Consider the following 19,535-nt stretch of genomic DNA (forward strand, 5'->3'; position numbering starts at 1 on the left):
GAACCCTACTCACCAGTAGCAGTACACTGTGACACGGATCACGCCACCACCCGACATGGCACGATGCCGCTCATGCGGTTCGGCTCACGAGAAGTCCCCGGAGATCGCGCCCTGGTGATGGCGATCGTCAACCGGACGCGCGACTCGTTCTACGACCGCGGCGCCACGTTCTCCGACGACGCCGCGATGGCCGCGGTGGACCGGGTCGTCGCCGAGGGCGCGGACATCGTCGACATCGGCGGGGTCAAGGCGGGCTCCAAGGGCGAGGTGGTCGACGCCGCCGAGGAGGCGCGCCGCGTCGTGCCGTTCGTCGCCGCGGTCCGCGAACGGCACCCGGACCTGGTCATCAGCGTCGACACGTGGCGGCACGAGGTGGGCCGCGCGGTGTGCGAGGTGGGCGCGGACCTGATCAACGACACGTGGGCGGGCGCGGACCCGGCGCTGGCCGACGTGGCGGCCGAGTTCGGCGTCGGCATCGTCTGCTCCCACACCGGCGGCCTCCCGCCGCGCACCGACCCGCACCGCGTCCGCTACGCCGACGTGGTCGCGTCCGTGGTGGCGGAACTGGTCGAGCGGGCCGAGCGGATGGTGGCGCTGGGCGTGCCCGCCGAGGGCGTGCTGATCGACCCGACCCACGACTTCGGCAAGAACACCTGGCACGGCCTGGAACTGCTCCGCCGGCTGGACGAGCTCGTGGCCACCGGCTGGCCGGTGCTGATGGCGTTGTCGAACAAGGACTTCGTCGGCGAGACCCTGGGCGCCGACGTCGACGACCGGGTCGACGGCACGCTGGCCGCCACCTCCGTGGCCGCGTGGGCGGGCGCGAAGGTGTTCCGGGCGCACCAGGTGCGCCAGACCAGGCGCGTGGTCGAGATGGTGGCGAGCATCGCGGGCACGCGTCCGCCGGCGCGCGTGCTGAGGGCGCTGGCCTGATGGCGGACTGGTTCGCGGCGAACACCTGGCAGCATCCACAGTGGACTGTTCAAGAACTCCTGGCGCACAAGGGCACTCGCACGGTCAGCGTGGTCCTGCCCGCGCTCGACGAGGAGGGCACGGTCGGTGACGTGGTGGCCGTCGTGCGCCCGCTGCTCGGCGGCCTCGTGGACGAGCTCGTCGTCATCGACTCCGGCTCCACCGACAACACCGCCGAAGTCGCGGCCGCCGCCGGCGCGCGGGTCGTGCACCGGACCGACGTGCTGCCCGACCTGGAACCGCGCCCCGGCAAGGGCGAGGTCCTCTGGCGCTCGTTGGCCGCCACCACCGGCGACCTGGTCGTGTTCCTCGACTCCGACCTGGTCGACCCCGACCCGGAGTTCGTGCCCGCCCTGCTCGGCCCGCTGCTCACCCGCGACGACGTGCACCTGGTGAAGGGCTTCTACCGCCGGCCGCTGCGGCTGGAGAGCACCGGCGGCGGCCGGGTCACCGAACTGGCGGCACGGCCGCTGCTCAACGCCCTGCGGCCCGAGCTGGCGGGTGTCGTGCAGCCGCTGGGCGGCGAGTACGCGGGCACTCGAAACTTCCTCGAGTCGGTGCCGTTCGCGCCCGGCTACGGCGTCGAGATCGGCCTGCTGCTCGACGCGCACACCCGGTACGGCCTGGACGGGATCGCGCAGGTCAACCTGGGCGTGCGCAAGCACCGCAACCGCGACCTGCGCCAGCTCGGGCCGATGGCGGCTCAGATCGCGGTCACCGCGCTGCGCCGCTGCGGCGTGCCGGTGGCGTCGTCGACGCTGACGCAGTTCGTGCCGTTCGACGGCGAGTGGCTGCCGTCGCCGGTGGACGTGCCCGCCGAGGACCGGCCCGCCATGCGCTCGGTGCTCCAGCGGTCGCGGTAGTACCCGTCAACGGCGACCAACTCCTCGTGCGAACCCTCCTGCACCACCCGACCGCCCTCGAGCACCACGATCCGGTCGAAGTCGACCAACGGCGCCAGCCGGTGCGTGACCAGCACGACGGCGCCGACACGATCGAGCACCCGACGCAGCACGGCGTCACCGTGGTCGACGGCCAGGCCCTCGACCGGTTCGTCCAGCAGCAGCACGTCCGGGTCGGCCAACAACGCCCGCGCCAGCAGCAGGCGTTGCCGCTGACCGCCGGACAACGCGTCCCCGTCCTCACCCACGACGGTGTCCCACGGGACGTCCAGGTCCACCACCCGGGCGACCCGCTCCAGCTCCTCCCGCGACGCCTCGGGCCGGGCGAGCCGCACGTTCGCCTCCACGGTGGCGTGGAAGACGTGCGCGTCGTCCAGCACGCCCTTGGCGACGCCGGGGTGCGCGGCGGCCAACGCCCGCAGGAACGTGCTCTTCCCGGCCCCGCTGGCGCCCACCACCCCGACCCGGCCCACGGGCAACGCCACGTCCGGCACGGGCGCCGGCACCGCCCGCACCGCCTCCCGCACCCGCCCGACCGACCCGCGCACCTCGGCCCACCGCTGGGCCGCCGCCGCCAGCGGCACCGCCACCTCCAGCACCGCGACCGAGCCGAGCACGACGTGCGCCGGCGCGCCGGACCGCAGGAACGCCACCGCCACCCCGAACTGCACGACCACGGCCACCGCCGCCAACGCCGCCGCGCCGAACCCGCCCCGCCGCTCCCGTTCGGCCACCGCGTCGACCACCCGGCCGGTCGCGTCCAGCTCGCGGTCCAGGGCGCCGAACGCCGTCAGCTCCGCAGCGCCGTCCAGCAGCACGACGGTCCGCTCCGCCAACTCCGACCGCAACGGCGCCAGCGCCCTCAGGTGCCGCACCGCGAGCCCGTACGCGGCCCACGGCACGAGGAATACCGTCACCACCAACCCGATCGCCAACGGCCACGCGAAGCCCGTCGCGACCAACGCCACCGCACCCACCACGACCGCCACCGCGGCGGGCAACGCGCACCGCAGCAGCGCGTCCTGCACACCGTCCACATCGGACACCAGTCGGGTGAGCGCGTCGCCGTCGGCGAGCGGACGGCGCAGCAGCGCGTCGTACACCCGGCCGCGCACCTCCGCCAGGTGCCGCAGCACGGCCGAGTGCCCGGCCAGCCGCTCGGCGTACCGCAGGCCGCCGCGCGCCAGGGCCAGCGCCCGCACCGCCACGATCGCCACCGTCAACGCCGACAGCGGCGGCTGCCCGGCCGCGCGCACCACGAGCCACACGGCGGTGGTCATCAGCCCGATCCCGGCCAGTTCGGCGGCCACGCCGGCGACCACCGCGAGCGCCAGTCGCCTCATCCGAACGCCACCACCCGGTCCACCTCGCCGAGCATCACGGGCCGGTGCGCCACGACGACCGCCGTCCGCCCGGCCGCGAGCCGCCGCGTCGCCCGCAGCACCGCGTCCTCCGTCCCGCCGTCCAACCGGGACGTCGGCTCGTCCAGCAGCAGCATCCGCGCGTCGTCCCGCACCAGCGCCCGCGCCAACGCCACCCGCTGCCGCTCACCGGAGGACAACGGGTGCTCGGCGTCGACCAGGTGCGCCAACCCCATCTCGGCCGCCGCGGTCCGCACGTCTCCCGACGACCCCAGCGCGATGTTCTCGCCGACCGTGCCGGGGAACAGCGTCGGCCGCTGCGGCACCCACGCCACCTGCCGCAACCACGACTCGCGGTCGATCTCCCGCAGGTCCACCCCGCCGACCAGCACCCGTCCCGACGCGGGCGTCACGAACCCCATCAGCACGGCCAGCAACGTGCTCTTCCCGACCCCGCTGGGCCCCACCAGCCCGACCCGCTCACCGGCCGCGATCCGCAACGACACCTCGCCCAACGCCTCCCTGCCCGGGTACCGGACCACGACCCGCTCGACCACGATCTCGGCCGTCCGAAGATCGGGCGCACGCATCCCACCGACCACCACGGTGCTCGCCCGCGACGTGGCTTGCGCACCTGCGGAGGCCTGCGGCGTGGCCCGCGGCACGGCCTCCAGCACCGCCTGGCCCTCGGCGGAGGCGTGGAACTGCGAACCCGCCGCCCGCAGCGGCAGGTAGGCCTCCGGCGCCAGCAGCAGCACCAGCAGCGCCACCTGCAACGTCACCCCGCCGTGCAGCAGGCGCAACCCCACCGGCACCGCCACCAGCGCCACCGACAACGTCGCCACCAGCTCCAGCACCAACGCCGACAGGAACGCCACCCGCAGCGTCCGCATCGTCGCCGCCGCGTGCGCGCCCGCCATCGCCCGCACGGTCGCCGCCTGCGCCGTCGCCCGCCCGAACACCTTCAACGTCCCCAGCCCGCGCACCACGTCCAGGAAGTGCCCGCCCACCACCGCCAACCCGGCCCACTGCGCGCGCGTCCGATCACGGGTGTGCAGGCCGACCAGCGCGGCGAACACCGGCACCAGCGGCAACGTCACCAGCACCACCACCGCCGACGTCAGGTCCGCGAACGCCAACCGCACCACCACCGCGACCGGCACCACCGCCGCCGCCACCACCTGCGGCAGGTACCCGGCGAAGTACGGCTCGACCGCGTCCACCCCCTTCACCACCAGCGTGGTGACCGCCCCGGACGACCCCTCCGCCCCGGACGCCTTCGAAGCCCCGGACGCCCCCTCCGCCCCGGACGCCCCCTCCGCCCCGAACGACCCCTCCGCCCCGGAAGAAATGCAAGACCCCGAAAACTCACGCAACACCCGCTTCCGCAACGCACCCTTCATCGAACTCGCGCAGCGCTGCGTCACCACCCGCCCGCCCCACACCAAACCCCCGCGCACCAGGACCACCGCCATCACCCACCACGCCGACAACCCACCCGCCACCACCGCCGCCACCACCTCGGCCTGCGCCAACACCACCGCCGCCGTCAGCACCGCCAGCACCACCAAGACGACGACGTACCCCCGGTCAACGTGCCGCACGGGACATCCGCCAAGTCGCCCACTGGAACCCGAGCACCAACGGCACCACCACGACCGCCGCCCAGGTCAGCACCCGCAACGTCGACACCTCCGCCATCACCGACACCGTCACCACCGACCGCGCCCCGAACACCCCCACCACGGGCACCGCGCACAGCACCGCGCCGCACCCGAAAGCCACCCGGTACCGCCCCGCCCGCAACGCCGCCCACACCCCGCCCAACAACCCCAGCGCGACCACCGCCGCCACCCCGAACGCGGGCACGGGCACCGACCCGGCCGTGACCACCGCCGCCACCGCGAAACCCGCACCCGGCAGCACCAGGAACCCCGCGATCCGCACCGCCCGCGCCCGCAACCCGCCCGACAACCGCCAAGCCAGGAAAACCGCCCCGTGCAACGAGAACAACACCAGCATCCCCGCGCCCCACAACCACACCGGCCCGCCGAGCACCCGCCCCAGCAGCACGCCCCACCCCACGGCGACCACCAGCGCGCCGCCCACCAGCGGGACGTCCCAACCGGGTGACCGCAACTGCACCGCCACCGTGAAGCACACCAGCCCGGCCAGCAGCACCGCGAACACCGTGTGCTGCGACGACAGCAGCTCGCCCTCCAACCGGGGGAACGCGCCGAACAGCACGCCCACCGCCGCGACCAGCCACACCTCGTTGCCGAGGAAGAACGGCGTCACCGCGCGCAGCACCGCCCGTCGCGCCGGCTCGTCCCGCCCGACCAGCCGCAACAACACCCCGACCCCGTAGTCGAACCCGGCCAACGCGAAGTAACCGCAGGTCAGGAACGCCAGCAGGGCAACCCAGACACCTTCCACGACACACCCCTCACAGAGCCGGGACGAGCGGCGACACCGGCGCCTCGTCCGAGGAAACGGGTCCACGGCGCGCCAGCCGGGCGATCAGCACCCAGTCGGCGACCGCCAGCACCGCGAACACGGACGTGAACGCGATGAACGACACGAGCATCTGCTCCGCGCTCACGTGCGACATCGCGTCCTGCGTGGTCAGCACCCCCTGGATCAGCCACGGCTGCCGCCCGACCTCGCGGAACAGCCACCCGCCGATCGCCGCCACGAACGGCAGGGGGATGCCGAGCACCATCAGGTACAGCGGGAACCGCAGCCGCACCACCCAGTCGCGGACCAGCAGCGGCACGGTCGCCCAGCTCACCAGCAGCAGCACGAACCCGATCTGGATCATGAACCCGAGCCCGGCCCCGTCCAGCGCGCCGACCGTGTCGAGCTTGTCCGGCTGGTAGCGCTCCACGATCGGGAACTGCCCGAACCCGAACCCGATCAGCATCGGCGTGGCGAGCGCCGTGAGCACCACGCCCAGCCGCAGCGACCGGCGGAAGAAGTCGACCTCCGTCGTGCGCCGCAGGAAGTGGTAGGCGCTCACGCCGGTCAGGAACACGCCGCCGACGGTCAACGACGCGAAGCACACGTGCAGGAACGCCGTGCCGAACGTCGGGTTGGCCACCAGCGCCGAGAAGTCGACCAGCCGCAGCACGCCGTCCCGCGCCTCGTGCCCCGCCGGGTGCTGCAGGAACGCGTTCGCCATCATGATCCAGAACGCCGAGGCGAACGCGGTCAGCGCGACCAGCCAGATCAGCGCCAGGTGCGCCCACTTGTTCAGCCGGTCCCAGCCGAAGATCCACAGGCCGAGGAACGTCGACTCCAGGAAGAACGCCACCAGCGTCTCCAGCGCCAGCGGCGCGCCGAACACGTCGCCCGCGACCGTCGACAGGCCCGACCAGTTCAGCCCGAACTGGAACTCCATGACGATGCCGGTCGCGATGCCGAGCGCGTAGTTCACCACGTAGAGCCGACCCCAGAAGCGCGTCATCCGGGCGTGCACGGGGTCGGCGGAGAGCGTGGCCCGGGTCTGCATCACCGCCACCGACGTCACCAGTCCGAGCGTCAGCAGCACGAACAGGAAGTGGAACGACGTCGTGGTGGCGAACTGGAGCCGGGCCAGTCCGAGAGCATCCATGAGTAGGGACGGTATATGTAGGCAGACAACCCAACATCGGGGATGTCCCGGATTCCGACCCCGGCCCTGGATCAGTAGAGTGCCTACCCATGAAGTCCGACGCGTTGCGGGGGCATCTGGACGCGCTCCTGCTGGCCACGCTCGACGGCGGCCGGCTGCACGGCTACGCCATCATCGAGGCGCTGCAGCGGCGCAGCGGCGGCGCCCTCGACCTGCCCACCGGCACCGTCTACCCGGCCCTGCGCCGGCTGGAGACCGCCGGCCTGGTGGCCAGCGAGTGGAGCACCGTCGGCGGCCGGCAGCGCCGCACCTACCGGCTCACCAAGGCGGGCCAGCGTGCCCTGGCCGCCGAGCGCACCGCGTGGCGCGAGTTCACCACCGCCATCGAGGGCGTGCTGGGAGGTGGGCCGTGGCCGGCCCAGGCGTGATCGACGACTACGTGACCGCCCTGGACCGGCGGCTGCGCGGACCGGACCCGGTCAAGGACGACCTGCTCGCCGAGGCCAGGGACAGCCTCCACGACGCCGCCGCCGCGCACCGCGACCAGGGCTTGGCGGAGGAGGACGCGCAACGCCGCGCCGTCGCCGAGTTCGGCCCGGTCGCCGCCATCGCCCGCGAGTACCAGGGCCTGCTCGGCCTCGCCTACGGCGCCCGCACGCTGCGCTCGGTGATGCTGGTGATCCCCCTCGCGTACGTGATGTGGGAGCTCAACCGCCGGTTCTGGATCGGGGCCTGGAACGACTTCGACGCCCCGCCGCCCGACTGGTACCTCGTCGTCGCCCGGTTCAACGACACGTCGGCGTGGCTCGTGGCGGGCGTCGCGGTGCTCGCGCTGCTCGTCGGGCGGCGCCTGGCCCGCACGACGGTCAGCACCCTCACCCTGGCCCGGCTCGCCGGCGTGGTGGCCGTCGTCGCGGTCGGCGTGTCCCTGCTCGGCAACGTGGCGATCCTGGCCGCGACCGCCTACCTGGACGCGACGAGGCTGCTCATGTCGCCCCCGGTGGCCGCCGCGACCGCGTTCTCGTTCGCGATCGCGCTGCGGCTGGCCGTGCTCGCCCGGCGCTGTGTGGTGTTCTCCTCGGTCTGACCGGCGGGGCATGTGTCACGATCGTCACGTGACCTCAGCGCTCATCTACATCGTCGTCATGGCGCTCGTCGCGGCCGTGGTCTTCCTGCTGGCCGCGTTGGTGTTCGGGCGCGGCGAGGAACTGGCGCCGCTGCCGCCGGGTGCGTCGCCGACCCGCCTGCCGTCCGACGACGTGACCCCGGACGACGTGCGCGACCTGAAGTTCCAGCAGGTCCTGCGCGGCTACAAGATGACCGAGGTGGACTGGGCGCTGGACCGCCTGGCCGGCGAGGTCGAACGGCTGCGGGACCGCGTCGCGGAACTGGAGGCCGAGCTGGGCGTCGACCACCGGGCGGCGGCCGACCCCGACCAGGTGGCGGCCGACCCCGACCAGGTGGCGGCCGACCCCGAGCGGGAGCCGGAGCATGACCCGGCTTGACCTGCGCGTCGAGGTCGAGGCGCCGGCCGCGACCACCTGGGCCGCGCTGACCGACTGGGCGCGGCAGGGCGAGTGGATGCTCGGCACCACCGTCCGCGTGACCAGCGGCGACGGCGCGAGCGAGGGCAGCGGGCTGGCGGCGTTCACCGGCCTCGGCCCGCTCGGGTTCACCGACACCATGCGCATCACCGCGTGGGAGCCGCCGGTGCGCTGCGCCGTGGAGCACACCGGCCGGCTCGTGCGCGGTACCGGCGAGTTCGTCGTCGTCCCCCGCGGTGACGCGCGCAGCGAGCTCGTCTGGTCCGAGGACATCGCGCTACCGCTCAACCTGGCCTTCGCGCCGGGTGTGAAATGGTCGCTGCGCCGCTTCGCCGCCTTCGCCCGGGAGTACTCCGCATGACCGACCTCGTCCGCTGCCCGTGGGGCGACAGCACGCCCGACTACGTCGCCTACCACGACACCGAGTGGGGCGTCGAGCTGCACGGCGAGGCGGCCCTGTTCGAGCGGATGTCGCTCGAGTCGTTCCAGTCGGGCCTGTCCTGGATCACCATCCTGCGCAAGCGCGAGAACTTCCGGGCGGCCTTCGAGGGGTTCAAGCCCGAGCTGGTCGCGCAGTTCGACGCCGCCGACTTCGACCGGCTCATGGCCGACGCGGGCATCGTCCGCAACCGCGCCAAGATCAACGCCACGATCGCCAACGCCCGCGCCGTCGGCGAGCTCGACGTGCCGCTGGACGACCTGCTGTGGTCGTTCGCCCCCGAGCGGCACGAGCGCCCGGCCACGAGCGCCGACGTGCCCGCCGTCACACCCGAGTCGAAGGCGATGGCCAAGGAGCTCAAGCGCCGCGGCTTCGCGTTCCTCGGCCCCACCACCTGCTACGCGCTGATGCAGGCCACCGGCATGGTCGACGACCACATCGCGGCCTGCTTCCGCGCCGCGCCCTAGCCCCCCGGCCGTCCGCTCAGGAAGGGGGCCGACCACCCGCACGAGTGATCCGCCCTGGCCGGTCGAGCCGTCAGCGCCCGGTGAACGCCGGCTTCCGCTTCGCCACGAACGCGGCCACCGCCTCCCGGTGGTCGGCCGTCGCTCCCGCCTCCGCCTGCGTGCGCGCCTCCACGTCCAGCGCCGCCGCCAGCTCACCGGAGAACGCCATCGCCTCCTTGATCTTGGCGTACGCCGTGGTCGGCCCCGCCGCGAGCTGACGGGCCAGCGCCTGCGCCGTCGACAGCACCTCGCCGTCCGGCACGACCTGGCCCACCATGCCGATCCGCAACGCCTCCTCCGCGCCGACCGGCTGCGCGAGCAGCATCATCTCCATCGCCCGGCCGTGCCCGATCAGCCGCGGCAACGTCCACGACGCGCCCGAGTCCGCGGTCAGCCCCACGTTCGCGAACGCCATCAGGAACTTCGCCCCCGCCCCGGCCACCCGCAGGTCGCACGCGTACGCCAGCGACGCCCCCGCGCCCGCCGCCATCCCGTTCACCGCGGCGATGACCGGCTTCGACATGCCCACGATCGCCTTGATCAGCGGGTTGTAGTGCTTCTCCACCGTGGTCAACGGCGCCGGGTCGCCCGCCTCCAGCAGCGCGACGTGCTCCTTGAGGTCCTGACCGGCGCAGAACGCCTTCCCCGCGCCGGTGACGACCACCGCCCGCACGGCGTCGTCCGCGGCGGTCTCGACCACGGCCTCGAGGAACCGCTCCTTCAACGCCACCGTGAACGAGTTGAACGACTCGGGCCGGTTCAGCGTGAAGGTGCGAACGCCGTCAGCGTCGTCGATGAGGAGTTCGGACACGGGGTGACCTCCGGTTAGTGGTGTGCGAGGCAGTCGTCGACGAACTTGGCGACCGCCGGCGCGAGGCGGTTGGTGTGCCGGTCGAAGAACTCGGCCGCCTCCGCGCCCGGCCAGCCGGCGGACAGCAGCTCGCGCGGCAGGCCGGGGTCGCGGAACAGGAACTTGCGCCAGGCGTGCAGGAACCGCTGCGAAGCCGCGAACGCCGCCGCGGGCGACGTACCGTCCACAGCGGACATCACCGGCTCCCACTCGGCCACGAACCGCGCGTAGTCGCGCCCCAGCGTGGCCAGGTCCCACGCGCGGGCCGCCAGCTCCGCCGGGTCGCCCTCGTGCTCGCCGTGGAACGTGCTGCCCACCACGTTCTCCGCGGTGAGCACGTCCGCCAGCTCCGGCGACGGGCGCGGTGCGATCCACGTCACGGGGCCGAGCGCGCCGTAGCCGAGCAACTGCAGCGAGGAAGCGAGCCGGTCGCGCGCCTCGCGGGCCGGCAGCTCCTCCAGCACCACCACGTGCCACCGACCGTCCCAGGTGGACGGCCGGGTGCGGTAGATGCGGGCCGCCGCCTCGTCCAGCCGACGTTCCGCGCGAGGTGTCATCGCGTAGCCGGGGCCGTCCGGCAGGCGGACCGGTTCCAGCCAGCCCTGCCGCACGGTGCGCGACACGGCCGTGCGCACGGCGGGCGCGGCGAAGTCCAGCGGCTCCAGCAACCGGACCAGCGCGGCGATCGTCGCCGCGCCACCCCGCTCGCGGAGGTGGCCGCCGTAGACGTCGAAGAGCGCGGAACGGGCTCGCACGAGAGCCGAGTCTGTCAGGGCCACCCCGCGACACGCCACAAAGCGGTGCACGGTCACGACCAGGTGACGGTCGGCGGTCGTCGCGGAAGTCGTTGGCGCACGGCGATCCTGGCCGTGATCTGCGGCTTGGCGAAGATCGCCTGACCGTCGCCGGCGGGCCGGAAAGATCGGTTCGGTTTCGCTGCCGAGTCCGCATAGGGGAGAATGGCCGGAGTATCCGGCCCTGGTCGGACGGGGAAGATGTTGACGGAGGGAGCACGCGATGGCGGCCATGAAGCCCCGGACCGGCGACGGTCCCCTCGAGGTGACCAAGGAGGGGCGCGGCATCGTGATGCGCGTTCCGCTCGAGGGTGGTGGGCGCCTCGTCGTCGAGATGTCGGCGGACGAGGCCAACGCCCTGGGCGACGCCCTCAAGGCAGCCGCCGGCTGACCAGCCGGACAAGAGAAAGCGTCGACGCCCCGGTTTCCACTGTGGAACCGGGGCATCGCTACGTCGTGCCGCGCCGGTGACGTGCGCACTCGCCCGTAGGCGCTGATCTGCGGTTTCTCCAGTTCCACCCCCTGCCCGGCCCTATCGGAGGTCCCCCCGTGCGAGCACCCCTGCCCACCCCGCTGGTCACCGTCGAGGTGGCCGACACCCTCCGGCGAGGTGTGCCCGCGGTGCTCGTCGCGTTCCCCGGCGACCCGGTGCGGCTGGGGCCGGGCGCGGAGGACGTGGACGACCTCGGTGACGTGAGCGGCACGGCCGGTGCGACGTCCAGGCAGGGGCGGACCTGGGTCGTCGGCGTCGGCGACGGCGGGGCGGGTGACTGGCGCAAGGCGGGCGCGTCGCTGGTGCGGGCGCTGCACGCGGACGCCGAGAAGAAGGGCGGGACCACGTTCGACGTGCGGCTGCCCGCCGACGTGACGGCCGAGGCGGTGGCGGCGTTCACGCTGGGCGCGGCGGTCGGCGGCTACCGGTTCAAGGTGACCGCCGAGGAACCGCCGCCGCGGGTGAAGTCGTTGCGCCTGGTCACCGGGGGCGCCGGGCTGGCGGACGCGGTGCGGAAGGCGAACACGCTGGCCGCCGCGACGTCGTTGGGGCGCGACCTGGCGAACACGCCGTCAAATGTGAAGGATCCGTCGTGGCTGGCCGCCGCGGCGGTGAAGGGCGCGCGGGCCGTGCCGGGGCTGCGCGTCGACGTGCGGGACGAGAAGTGGCTGGCCGAGCAGCGGTTCGGCGGTGTGCTGGCGGTCGGCGGCGGCTCGGCCCGGCCGCCGCGGTTCATCGAGCTGACGTGGCCGGGCACCGGCGCCGGGCAGCCGCACCTGGTCCTGGTCGGCAAGGGCATCACGTTCGACACCGGCGGCATCTCGATCAAGCCGGCCGAGGGCATGCACCTCATGCGCACGGACATGTCCGGCGGTGCGGCGGTGGTGGCGGCCCTGGTGGGGATCGCCCGGCAGAGCCTGCCCGTCCGGGTGACGGGGCTGGTGCCGGCGGCGGAGAACCACGTGTCGGGCTCGGCGTACCGGCCGGGTGACGTGATCACCCACTACGGGGGCACGACGACCGAGGTGACGAACACGGATGCCGAGGGCAGGCTGGTCCTGGCCGACGCGCTGGCCTACGCGGTGCGGAACCTGCGGCCGGACGTGCTCGTGGACGTGGCGACCCTGACCGGTGCGATGAAGGTCAGCCTGGGGCTGCGCACCGGTGGCCTCTTCGCCACCGACGACGACCTGGCGGCACGCGTGGCCGAGGCCGGCACCCGCGTCGGCGAGTCGTGGTGGCGGATGCCACTGCTGGAGGACTTGGTCGAGGACGTCCGCAGCGACATCGCCGACGTCCGCCAGTGCCCGCCCGGACCCGGCGGCATCACCGCGGCGCTGTTCCTCAAGGAGTTCACGGGCGACGTCCCGTGGGCCCACCTGGACATCGCCGGTCCCGCGCGCGCCGACAAGGTCTACGACGAGGTGGTGGCGGGCGCCACCGGCTTCGCCGCCCGGACCCTCATCGAACTGGCCGAGACCTACGCGCCGTCGAACACGATCGGGTGATCATGGCCCGAAAATGTACGGAAACACCGTTACCGTCCCTCGGTTGAATCGAGGAACCGCAACCACCCCCAACCACGGCCTCACACGGATGGCGGGGCCTGCGCGGCGGACACGGGAAGGCGGGGTGCGAGCGGTGGGCGCGGACGGCGGGCGTGGACACCGGCGAGCGCGGACGGCGGGCGCAGATGCCGGCGAGCGCGGATGCCGGGCGCGGACGCCGGGCGAGTGCAGGCGCGGAAGCCAGACGGCACCCGAACCCGGAGCCAGACGACAGCCGGACCTGGGGCCAGTCGGGCAGCCGGACCGGGGCCAGTGCGGCAGCCGGACCGGACGCGGGTGGTCCAAGCGGCGAGCCGTGGGCGCGGACACCTGGTCGGGCCGAGTCGGGTCGGGTCGGGTCGGGAAACGCGATCAGGTCGCCAGCGCGTGGTCGCGGAAGGCTTGGACGGCGGGTGGCAGGGGTGCGTCGGCCGGCCAGACCAGCGCGATCTCCCGCGCCGCACGCGGGCTGAGCGGGATCTCCGGCAGGCCCGACGGCGAGTCGGCGTGCGGCAGCAGGGCGACGCCCAGGCCCGCGGCGACCAGGCCCCGGACGGTCTCGGTCTCCTGGCCCTCGAAGGCCGGCGTGGGCACGAAGCCGGCCGCCGCGCACAGGTCGTCGGTGATCTGCCGCAGGCCGTAGCCCGGTTCGAGGCCGACGAACTCCTCGCCCGCCAGCTCGGCCACCCGCACCGACGGCCGGCCGGCCAGGCGGTGGCCCGGCGGGACGACGAGGATCAGCTCCTCCTCGCGGACGACGGCGTGCGCGAACGCGGGGTCGGTCGGCGGCGGGGAGACGAGGGCCAGGTCGACGACGCCGTCGGCCAAGTGGGCGAGGATGTCCTGCCGCGAGTTCTGGACCAGGCGGAATCGCACGGACGGGTGATGTTCGCGGAAGCTGCTGACCAGGGCCGGGACCACCGACCTGCCCAGGAGGTGGAGGAAGCCCAGCGCCACCTGGCCACGTTCGGGTGACACCTCCTCCGCCGCGGCGCGGTGGCCCGCTTCCAGGACGGTCAGCGCGCGGTCGGCGGCTTCGCAGAGCAGGCGGCCTGCCCTGGTCAGGCGGACCCGTCGCCCCGATCGGATGACCACCGGCGCGCCCAGCGACGTGCCGAGCGCGGCCAGCCAGCGGCTCACGGTCGGCTGCGGCACGCCGGCCGCCTCGGCGGCGTGGGTCACGTGCTCGTCCGCGGCCAGCGCGCGGAGGACGGCCAGACGCTGGACCAATTCATCCATCACCGCATGGATTCTGGCAAACCGGCGCATTGGACGCATCGATTAGCGTCGAAGACGTGCCCAGCCGCCTCACCACCGCCGTCGCCGCCACCGGCCTGGCCACGTTCGCGCTGCTCTACGCGCCGCAATCGGTCCTGCCCGACATCGCCCGCGACTTCCACCTCACGCCGGCCGAAGCGTCCCTCGCCATCAGCGCCGCGACCGGCGCCCTGGCCCTCGCGATCATCCCGATGGCCGCCCTCGCCGACCGCGTCGGCCGACGCCGCGTCATCGTCTGGTCCGTCCTCACCGCCGCCGCCCTCGGCCTGCTCCTCCCGCTCGCCCCGACCTACGAAACCCTCCTCGCCGCCCGCGCCCTGCAAGGCGTCGCCACCGCGGGCGTCCCGGCCACCGCGATGGCCTTCCTCGCCCAGGAAGCACGCAAGGCGCACGTCGGCGCGGCCATCGGCGCCCTCGTCGCGGGCAACAGCGCGGGTGGCATGCTCGGCCGCCTCATCACCGGCTTCACCACCGACGGCACGTCGTGGCGCACCGCCCTGGCCCTCGCCGGCGCGTTCGGCGCGGCCTGCGCGATCACCGCCGCCCTCCTGCTGCCCCGCGGCCACCACGCCGAACGCCGCCCGAGCGCCCTCAAAGACGCCCTCACCGACCGCGTCCTGCTCTGCCAGTACGCGATCGCGATCCTCGCCGTGGCGGCGTTCATCTCCGTCTTCAACGTCATCGGCTTCCGCCTCACCACCGACCTGGGCCTGCCCACCGGCGTGGCCACCCTGGTCTACCTCGCCTACGCGGCGGGCGGCGGCACGTCCGCCGCCGCGGGCCGCCTGGCCGACCGCCACGGCCGCGCCCGCGTCGCCCTCGCCGGCCTGGCGCTGGCCGCCGCCGGGGCCGCGATCACCCTCCCCGACCACGTGGCCGCGATCGCGGTCGGCCTCACCCTGTTCACCGGCGGCTTCTTCGCCGCGCACGCGGTCGCGAGCGGCTGGGTCGGCGCCCACGCGCTCGAGCACGTCCGCGGCCAGGCCTCGGGCGTCTACCTGTTCGCGTTCTACGTCGGCAGCAGCACCGGCGGCACCGCGGGCAGCGCCGCCTACCAGGCCCGCGGCTGGCCGGGGTTGACCGCCCTGGTCGCGCTGTGGCTGGCGCTGGCGGCCGTCGCGGTCGTGACCGCGCGCAAAGCCCAGGCCGGTCAGAAGTCCAGCGGCACCTCGACCCCGGTCCCACCGGTCACCGCCACCTCGCCCAGCTGCGGCAACGACACCGTCCCCGGCGTGACCGAGAACGTCGCCGACCGCACGTCCTCCGGCACCTCGTACACGACCGCCACCGGCACCGTGTCGCCGCCGTAACGCGCGCCGACCTGCCGCGCCGCCTGCCCGCCCGGCACCGTCAAGGTCAGCAGCGGCGACGTCTGCCCCGCGCCGACCACGCTCGGCAGGCCGTGCCCGACCATCCGCAGCTCCACCAGCGCCATCCCGGCGCCGGCCGTCGCCAGCTCGTACTGCCCGCCCGCCGACACCGGCCGCTGCCGACCCACCTTCGCCCGCACGACCTCCACCGACCCGGCGGACGCGCCCACCGCCATGGGCGTCGACACCGAGATCGCCTCCGGCCCCGGCGCGCGCCGCAGCACCTTCGGCGCCTCGCCGACGACCACCCCGGTCGGCACCTCGACCCGCTGCTGCAGCGACTTGGCCCCCACGGTGTCGAGCACCAGCGACTCCTGCCCGCCCGCCACCGGCACGGTGTAGACGATCAGCGCCGACCCGTTGTCCGGCAGCCGGTCGGCCGGCAGGCGGTGCCGCCGACCCGGCACGTCCAGCGACAGCTCCGGCGGCTGCGGCAGCCACCCGCGCCACGGCGTCTGCCCGAACGCCGAGTCGACCTCGCTGTGCCGCGTCACCCGCACCCGCAGCACCCGCAGCGCCACCCCGTGCTCGGCCCGCAGGTCACCCTCCGCGGTCGGCCACACCGACGGTGACGCGTACCCCGTCACGTGCACTTCGAGCTGGTCGTCGCGCACCATCGCGGACGCCGCGTCGAGCACCTGCCCGTCGTCGGGCAGCACGGCCAGGAAGTCCGGCCCCGCCTGCCCGACGCCCTGGTCGGCGTCGGCCTCCCGCCCGTCGGTGCGCACCAGCTTCCCCACCGGCGTGCTCCGGGCGCCCTGCGCGGGCACCTGCGGCGGCTGGACCTCGAGCCGGATCCCGGCCGCGCTGCGCTCGACCTGCTTCAACGGCACCGGCACCCAGTCGGTGGCCGCGGCCGTGCCGGGCACCTGCACGGGACCGCACCACAACCGCGTGTCGACCTCGAACGCCTCACCCGTGCGCGCGAACCAGCAGCTCACCGCGTCCAGACCGGTCCGGGCGACGTACCCGAACGACAGCGTGTAGCTCAGCTCCGCCTCGGCTCGCGCCTGCAGGGCGGGCGCGTCCAGCACCGCCTCTCCCTCGATCGTCAACCTGACCTGCTCCGCGCTGAACGCGGGCGTGGCGCACCCACCGGCCACCAGCGCGAGCAGGAGCACAAGCCACCGCATACCGCCCCCAGTAGTCGCCCCTACTGGTTAAAGGCGGTCGGCACCCCATACCGTTGCATCACGATCGAGTGGCGCACATCACACCGTGCGGTCAGGTGATCACCGGGAGCCGTTGAGCGCCGCCGAGTACACCGCCACGGTCTGCTCGGCCACCGTCGCCCACGAGAACTCCTCGATCGCCCGCGCCCGCCCGGCCTCGCCGAACGCCGCCGCCCGCGCCGGGTCCCCGAGCACCTCGTTCACCGCGTCGGCCAGCGCCACCCGGTACGCCTCGACGTCCTTCTCGTCGTAGTGCACCAGCAGCCCGGTCCTCCCGTGGTCCACGACCTCCGGGATGCCGCCCACGTCGGAGGCCACCACCGCCGTGCCGCACGCCATCGCCTCCAGGTTCACGATGCCCAGCGGCTCGTACACCGACGGGCACACGAACACCGTCGAGTGGCTCAGGATCTGCCGCACCTCGGCCGGCTGGAGCATCTGCTGGATCCAGAACACCCCCGGCCGCGACGCCGCCAGCTCCGCCACCGCCAGGCGCGTCTCCTCGGCGATCTCCGGCGTGTCCGGCGCGCCCGCGCACAGCACGACCTGCGCGTCCGGCGAGATCCGGTGCGCGGCGGCGACCAGGTGCCCGACGCCCTTCTGCCGGGTGATCCGCCCGACGAACGTCACGATCGGCCGCGCCGGGTCGATGCCGTGCCGGAGCAGGGCGTCGGTCTCGGGCACGGGGTGGTAGGCCGACGTGTCGATCCCGTTGCGCACCACGTGCACGCGGGCCGGGTCCAGCGCCGGGTAGCAGTCCAGCACGTCGGCGCGCATGCCCTCGCTGACCGCGATCACCGCGTCCGCCGCCTCGTACGCGGTCCGCTCCACCCAGGAGGACACCCGGTAGCCGCCGCCGAGCTGCTCGGCCTTCCACGGCCGGCGCGGCTCCAGCGAGTGCGCGGTCACCACGTGCGGGATGCCGTGCAGCAGTTTCGCCAGGTGACCGGCCATGTTGGCGTACCAGGTGTGCGAGTGCGCCAGCTGCACGTCGCCCAGCGCGGCGGCCATCTCCAGGTCGACCGACAAGGTGGCCAGCGCGGCGTTCGCCTGCTCCAGGCCGTGCGCCGGGTTGTGCGCCCTGGCGTCCGCGCGCGGCCCGCCGAAGGCGTGCACGTCCACGTCCACCAGCTCGCGCAACCTCGGCACGAGGAAGCCGACGTGCACCCCAGCGCCGCCGTAGACCTCCGGCGGGTACTCCCGTGTGAGCAGTCCAATTCGCACGACGCTCACCGTAACCCGGTTGCCGGGGTCAGCCGGGTGAACGAGCGGAGTTTGCGTTACTTCGCCGTTGGTGGGGCGGTGCTCACCCGGTTAGGGTCGTTGTCGTGAAAGGGCAACCGCACGTTCTAGGAATTGTCCTCGCCGGTGGCGAAGGCAAACGGTTGTGGCCGTTGACCGCCGACCGGGCAAAGCCGGCGGTGCCCTTCGGCGGTAACTACCGGCTGGTGGACTTCGTCCTGTCCAACCTGGTGAACGCGGGTTTCGTCAAGCTCTGCGTGCTCACCCAGTACAAATCCCATTCCCTGGACCGGCACATCTCCACGACGTGGCGACTGTCCAATGTGCTCGGCCAGTACGTCACGCCGGTCCCGGCGCAGCAGCGGCTCGGGCCGCGCTGGTACACCGGCAGCGCCGACGCCATCTTCCAGTCGCTGAACCTCGTCAACGACGAGAAACCCGAGCACGTGATCATCTTCGGCGCCGACCACGTCTACCGGATGGACCCCGGCCAGATGGTGGAGCAGCACGTGGAGACCGGCGCGGGCGTCACCGTGGCGGGCATCCGGGTGCCGCGGGCGGAGGCCAAGGCGTTCGGCTGCATCGACTCCGATGCGACCGGGCTGATCACCCGTTTCCTGGAGAAACCGGCCGAGCCGCCGCACGTGCCGGACGACCCGGAGGTCACCTTCGCGTCGATGGGCAACTACGTGTTCACCACCGAGGCGCTGATCGACGCGTTGCGGGCGGACGCGTCGAACCCCGACTCCGACCACGACATGGGCGGCGACATCATCCCGATGCTCGTCGACCAGGGGCAGGCGCACGTCTACGACTTCGCCGACAACAAGGTGCCGGGCGAGACCGACCGCGACCGGGGCTACTGGCGCGACGTGGGGACCATCGACGCCTACTACGAGGCGCACATGGACCTGGTGTCGGTGCGGCCGGTGTTCAACCTCTACAACCAGGCGTGGCCGATCCGGACGGCGACCCCGCCGCTGCCGCCCGCGAAGTTCATCGCGGGAGGCAGCGCGGAGGACTCGATGGTGGGGCCGGGTTCGATCATCTCCGGCACCATCCACGGGTCGGTGATCAGCTCGGACGTGGTCGTGGAGTCCGGGTCGGTGGTGCAGGGGAGCGTGCTGCTGCCCGGCGTGCGGATCGGGCGCGGCGCGGTCGTGCGGCGGGCGATCCTGGACAAGAACGTCGTCGTGCCCGACGGTGCGCTGATCGGCGTGGACCCGGCGACGGACCGGCAGCGCTACACCGTGTCGTCCGGCGGGGTGACGGTGCTCGGGAAGGGCGTCACGGCGCACTGACCCGGTCGGGGACCGTCCTCGCGACGGTCCCCGCTTTCACCCACACGGGTGACCCCGGCCGGGTGAGGTTGCGGAGTTGTCCACAGCCCGCTTCCGCGCGCTCCACATCGTCGTACCCCGGTGGCAAGATCAAAGCAGGGGTCCCCTCGGC

General features: G+C 73.6%; 17 protein-coding genes and 2 pseudogenes. 11 read left to right on the forward strand and 8 right to left on the reverse strand.

Going from position 1 to position 19,535, the window contains the following annotated elements; genetic code table 11:
- Positions 1–63: 63 nt before the first annotated feature.
- Together folP and AB0I91_RS09250 are read left to right on the forward strand one after the other, a co-directional pair.
- Entirely contained in the window at positions 64–933 is an 870-nt protein-coding gene (gene folP / locus AB0I91_RS09245) for a dihydropteroate synthase (protein ID WP_498774332.1), read from the forward strand.
- Positions 933–1,835, forward strand: a complete 903-nt coding sequence (locus AB0I91_RS09250; protein WP_499636263.1) for a glucosyl-3-phosphoglycerate synthase — start codon at positions 933–935, stop codon at positions 1,833–1,835. Before folP ends, AB0I91_RS09250 begins: the two co-directional genes overlap by 1 nt.
- Before the next feature lie 194 nt (positions 1,836–2,029).
- On the opposite strand, the pseudogene AB0I91_RS09255 reads toward AB0I91_RS09250, so the two are convergent.
- The 4 genes and pseudogenes from AB0I91_RS09255 to AB0I91_RS09270 form a co-directional block, all read right to left on the reverse strand.
- Positions 2,030–3,217 (reverse strand): annotated as a pseudogene (locus tag AB0I91_RS09255) (ATP-binding cassette domain-containing protein); the annotation flags it as partial.
- Positions 3,214–4,839, reverse strand: a complete 1,626-nt coding sequence (cydD, locus tag AB0I91_RS09260) for a thiol reductant ABC exporter subunit CydD (RefSeq protein ID WP_499636265.1) — start codon at positions 4,837–4,839, stop codon at positions 3,214–3,216. The pseudogene AB0I91_RS09255 and the gene cydD, both read right to left, overlap by 4 nt.
- Positions 4,826–5,671 (reverse strand): cytochrome d ubiquinol oxidase subunit II, encoded by an 846-nt coding sequence (locus tag AB0I91_RS09265; protein WP_499636267.1) that lies wholly within the window; start codon positions 5,669–5,671, stop codon positions 4,826–4,828. The genes cydD and AB0I91_RS09265 overlap by 14 nt, the downstream gene beginning before the upstream one ends.
- A gap of 10 nt (positions 5,672–5,681) precedes the next feature.
- A complete protein-coding gene (locus AB0I91_RS09270; RefSeq protein ID WP_498774340.1) occupies positions 5,682–6,848 on the reverse strand; it encodes a cytochrome ubiquinol oxidase subunit I in 1,167 nt (388 codons plus the stop codon).
- A gap of 89 nt (positions 6,849–6,937) precedes the next feature.
- Here AB0I91_RS09270 and AB0I91_RS09275 point away from each other — a divergent pair, with 89 nt between their 5' ends.
- The 5 genes and pseudogenes from AB0I91_RS09275 (at position 6,938) to AB0I91_RS09295 (ending at position 9,298) form a co-directional block, all read left to right on the forward strand.
- The gene (locus AB0I91_RS09275) at positions 6,938–7,276 is read left to right on the forward strand and encodes a PadR family transcriptional regulator (RefSeq protein ID WP_499636269.1); all 339 of its coding nucleotides are present in this window, start codon (positions 6,938–6,940) and stop codon (positions 7,274–7,276) included.
- Entirely contained in the window at positions 7,258–7,935 is a 678-nt protein-coding gene (locus tag AB0I91_RS09280) for a permease prefix domain 1-containing protein (protein ID WP_498774344.1), read from the forward strand. Before AB0I91_RS09275 ends, AB0I91_RS09280 begins: the two co-directional genes overlap by 19 nt.
- A 28-nt stretch (positions 7,936–7,963) precedes the next feature.
- Positions 7,964–8,260, forward strand: a pseudogene (locus tag AB0I91_RS09285) (DivIVA domain-containing protein); the annotation flags it as partial.
- A 79-nt stretch (positions 8,261–8,339) separates the two neighbouring features.
- Complete coding sequence (locus AB0I91_RS09290) at positions 8,340–8,753, forward strand: SRPBCC family protein (protein ID WP_498774348.1); 414 nt, start codon at positions 8,340–8,342, stop codon at positions 8,751–8,753.
- Positions 8,750–9,298 carry a DNA-3-methyladenine glycosylase I gene (locus tag AB0I91_RS09295; protein ID WP_499610214.1) on the forward strand — a complete coding sequence of 183 codons (549 nt, stop codon included), beginning with the start codon at positions 8,750–8,752 and terminating at the stop codon, positions 9,296–9,298. The genes AB0I91_RS09290 and AB0I91_RS09295 overlap by 4 nt, the downstream gene beginning before the upstream one ends.
- A gap of 70 nt (positions 9,299–9,368) precedes the next feature.
- Here AB0I91_RS09295 and AB0I91_RS09300 read toward each other — a convergent pair whose 3' ends face one another.
- Together AB0I91_RS09300 and AB0I91_RS09305 are read right to left on the reverse strand one after the other, a co-directional pair.
- The gene (locus AB0I91_RS09300; protein ID WP_499636271.1) at positions 9,369–10,148 is read right to left on the reverse strand and encodes an enoyl-CoA hydratase-related protein; all 780 of its coding nucleotides are present in this window, start codon (positions 10,146–10,148) and stop codon (positions 9,369–9,371) included.
- 14 nt (positions 10,149–10,162) lie between these two features.
- Entirely contained in the window at positions 10,163–10,942 is a 780-nt protein-coding gene (locus AB0I91_RS09305) for a PaaX family transcriptional regulator (protein WP_499636273.1), read from the reverse strand.
- A 262-nt stretch (positions 10,943–11,204) separates the two neighbouring features.
- On the opposite strand from AB0I91_RS09305, the gene AB0I91_RS09310 reads away from it, so the two are divergent.
- Both AB0I91_RS09310 and AB0I91_RS09315 read left to right on the forward strand, forming a co-directional pair.
- Positions 11,205–11,372 (forward strand): DUF3117 domain-containing protein, encoded by a 168-nt coding sequence (locus AB0I91_RS09310; RefSeq protein WP_012783412.1) that lies wholly within the window; start codon positions 11,205–11,207, stop codon positions 11,370–11,372.
- A 158-nt stretch (positions 11,373–11,530) separates the two neighbouring features.
- Positions 11,531–12,982, forward strand: a complete 1,452-nt coding sequence (locus tag AB0I91_RS09315; protein WP_499636275.1) for a leucyl aminopeptidase family protein — start codon at positions 11,531–11,533, stop codon at positions 12,980–12,982.
- 411 nt (positions 12,983–13,393) lie between these two features.
- Here the strand turns inward: AB0I91_RS09315 and AB0I91_RS09320 are convergent, their stop codons facing one another.
- Positions 13,394–14,260 (reverse strand): LysR family transcriptional regulator, encoded by an 867-nt coding sequence (locus tag AB0I91_RS09320; RefSeq protein ID WP_499636357.1) that lies wholly within the window; start codon positions 14,258–14,260, stop codon positions 13,394–13,396.
- Between the two features lie 56 nt (positions 14,261–14,316).
- Between AB0I91_RS09320 and AB0I91_RS09325 the strand changes: the two genes are divergently transcribed.
- Positions 14,317–15,609: an MFS transporter gene (locus AB0I91_RS09325; RefSeq protein ID WP_499636277.1), complete on the forward strand. Its 1,293-nt coding sequence runs from the start codon at positions 14,317–14,319 to the stop codon at positions 15,607–15,609.
- 1,292 nt (positions 15,610–16,901) lie between these two features.
- On the opposite strand, the gene glgA is transcribed toward AB0I91_RS09325, so the two are convergent.
- On the reverse strand, positions 16,902–18,065 hold the full coding sequence (glgA, locus tag AB0I91_RS09330) for a glycogen synthase (protein ID WP_498774360.1): 1,164 nt from the start codon (positions 18,063–18,065) through the stop codon (positions 16,902–16,904).
- 104 nt (positions 18,066–18,169) lie between these two features.
- Between glgA and glgC the strand changes: the two genes are divergently transcribed.
- Complete coding sequence (glgC, locus tag AB0I91_RS09335; protein WP_053716266.1) at positions 18,170–19,384, forward strand: glucose-1-phosphate adenylyltransferase; 1,215 nt, start codon at positions 18,170–18,172, stop codon at positions 19,382–19,384.
- Positions 19,385–19,535: the final 151 nt, after the last annotated feature.

The organism is Actinosynnema sp. NPDC049800 (assembly GCF_040656635.1).
Taxonomy (GTDB): Bacteria; Actinomycetota; Actinomycetes; order Mycobacteriales; family Pseudonocardiaceae; genus Actinosynnema.